Origin of the sequence: Acinetobacter sp. TUM15064 (assembly GCF_008980265.1) — a bacterium.
Classification (GTDB): Bacteria; Pseudomonadota; Gammaproteobacteria; order Pseudomonadales; family Moraxellaceae; genus Acinetobacter.
In genome coordinates, this window is sequence record NZ_BKFU01000122.1 from 1 (window position 1) to 2,985 (window position 2,985).

1 protein-coding gene and 1 pseudogene are annotated in these 2,985 nt (G+C 33.7%); one reads left to right on the forward strand and one right to left on the reverse strand.

The window, feature by feature from the left end; genetic code table 11:
- Window positions 1-130, forward strand: a pseudogene (locus GBI16_RS17820) (LysR family transcriptional regulator); the annotation flags it as partial.
- 685 nt (window positions 131-815) lie between these two features.
- Here the strand turns inward: GBI16_RS17820 and GBI16_RS17825 are convergent.
- On the reverse strand, window positions 816-2,985 hold a 2,170-nt coding region (locus GBI16_RS17825; protein ID WP_215900695.1), incomplete at its 5' end, for a hypothetical protein.

The following is a 2,985-nucleotide window of genomic DNA, read 5'->3' on the forward strand; positions in this document are numbered from 1 at the left end:
ATTGCAAAACGTGTGCCCGTTGCCAGTCACAGTAACTTTACTATATCCCCATCAACGTTTTCTTTCACCAGCAATCCGCGTATTCTCAGATTGGGTTGCAGACCTAATCAGTGAGAACAAAGTAAACTGATTGTGAAGGATTCGTGCGGTCGTGAATAACTTTGATAAAGTCGAAGATTTTTTTAAATAAAAAAAAGCTGTAAAACTTTAAGAAGGATCTAAATATCATATTCTTTAAGTAAAATAGAAATTACTTAAGTTATTGAATTTTGGTTTAAGGAAGAAGTCTATGAACTAAATATAACATACAACTAATTTAACATAATCTATATTATACGCAATCTAAGTGTAACTCCAAAATAGAAATGTCTATATTCTCGTTGAACGACACATCAGGTGTCATAAACGACACAACACCTGTCATGGAACGACATGACAGGTGTCATTTAAATTTAGACTTATAGCCGCTGAATGACAGATAATGCGAGATTTTTGACACATATTTCGAGATTGTTACATTAATGTGAAATCATTCACTAATGCTATCAACAGAAATAAAAAAAGGAGCTTCATGTGATCTTTCTAGTTGAAAGTGTATAAGTTGAAGAAGAAAAAAAATCAGCAAGCTTATCAGTGGCTTGCTGATTTTTTATTTATGTATATAAATAAGCTATATTGGAAATATTTATTAATATCATAAAGAAATTAAAGAATTTCTATCTCATTTTTGGACAATTTCGTATTACGAATAGAAATAAAACAAATCCAGTTTGCATGAGAAAATGTATGGAAAAATTCAACCGCATTGAACAAGTTTATGGTTCAATACTTTTTTCACAGTAAAAGTTAATGACGACATGATAAATCGAAACGGTAATGTTACCACGTTGAAGTTCTTCTTTCCCCATCCAAAAGGTGTCTGAATCTTCACCATTTACAGTCTCAAGAACATAACCTTTTACTTTGGCAAAACCTTTGTGCTGACGTTGTTTTATGTGGTTCTTATACTTATCTAAGAGAGTGACAAAATCTTTATCGAATGCATATACGACAACAAATATCGTATTAAAGCCCTCTTGATCATACCCCGCCAACTTATCCATATGGTCATTGATATCGGTAGTACCCCATTTAAGAAGGCGAAACGCTTCAAATAACGCAATACGTCTACTTTGATTGTTATCTACTATAACGCCATCCACCTCACCATAGCTTTTACCTGAAGATGAACTACCTATTTGACTTTGATCCGAAATATGAAGTGGAGAGCTTTTTTCTCTCATGTTAAAAAGACTACAAAACCATTGATTAATTCGATCTTCGTTTGCTGGCTTACTAGAATATCCAGATGAGGATTCCTCATCTTTAACAGGTATGTAAATATTTTTACTGCGACTAAGCAATTCTTTAGAGACTGAAGAAACTATTTCAACTAAATACTCTTCAACAGTGCTGTTATTTGTTATCTTCACATATGTTTCGACATTACTACCGTTAATCAGTTTAAAGCTAGTTGCTAGTTGCTGAGTACTTCTTTGATTCCTTTCTGCAAAACGATGGATATATTGCGTAGCAGATGACTCCTTCGCTAAAGCATTCATTATAGAGTCGTTGATTTTGGCTAATTCATCTGACAGAGCTTCGTATTGACCTAGGAATTTAATATAAGCTGAAAATGCTATATCTGCTTCTTTTACGAATTTATGCTTGAGCAGTAATTCACAGTAAGGTGCAAGTAACTGAGGAAGAAATTTCTGAGCTGAGCTCAATAGTTTCCATGTTTCCCTCATTGAACTGATGTCATTAATCGTTAAGTAAGCATGCATTACTCCTGATATCCACGGTAATGGATAACTCGGGATATCAGACCATTGTGCTTTTGCCGACTGTTTTACTTCTGACAAAGCCTTTCGAATCAAAGTAATATTTGAAGCTTCATGATGGTTAGCAAGATACGCATGTAATAGCATTAGAATATGTTCTGGGTTATTAGTATCTTCGACCAATCTTTCCAAAATACGAATGCTCTTATTGGTATCTTTATCGATTAAATAGTATGCTAGATAGTAGCGTCTAAAATGTTCACATTCGTTGTAATGATTTTTCTCGTTATAGGTAAATGGAATAGGGATATCGTTAATATGAGATTGAAAATCAGGGTCGTATTCATCTTGATTAATAGCAAATAATGTAACGTCTAATTTATATTGATAACACTTTATCAATTGGCGTTTTTCAGCAAAGAGGTGATGGTGCTGATTTTTGAACCTACCTTCATTCAGCTCATGACTAGCTTGAGTGAGAACGGTCAGAGCTAGGTCAAATTCAGAAGCACTGTATGCTGATACGAATGTTTTTTCTAAGACATCTAAAGAGCTTTTATCAATATTGTCTACTGCGAGTTTTGTGATTGCTAATTTGATAAGCTCTTTTCTTGCAGGATGAATACAAGCCTCCATCAATTGGAAAAGCTGTGAGTTTGTTAGGATCTCGTCATTTGAATCAAGAAAGCTTTCGAAGTCTGAATCATCGATTTTGTTTATGTAGACACAAAAATCAGGCCATAGATCGTAAGCATTTACTCCAATAGTGTGAAATAATCCAACTCTTTCATTAGTGCCAAAGCCTAAATTGTCAACGATAGATATATTTCTTTTATGCAGTTTATTTAAATGTTGGCAAGAGTCATGATTTGCAACCGACATCAGTATTTGAAAGTAACAACTTATAGCTCTTTTCGCTTCATACGGAGAATCATTTGTGCATAGCAGAGCAGATGACCAATCAGTTTTATGTCTTTTAGAAATTGACAATATCCGTTGTACATTATCTTCAATAACTAATTTGTACCAAGGGAACTGTTTAATAAGGATTGAAGCATCTAGGTTTGATTTTTTCCCTTCAAGATTTAATATTAGATCTTGCTCTAGCTCATTAGTAATAAGGTTAATTAATTCACTTATATACACCTGCGCGGTATCAAGA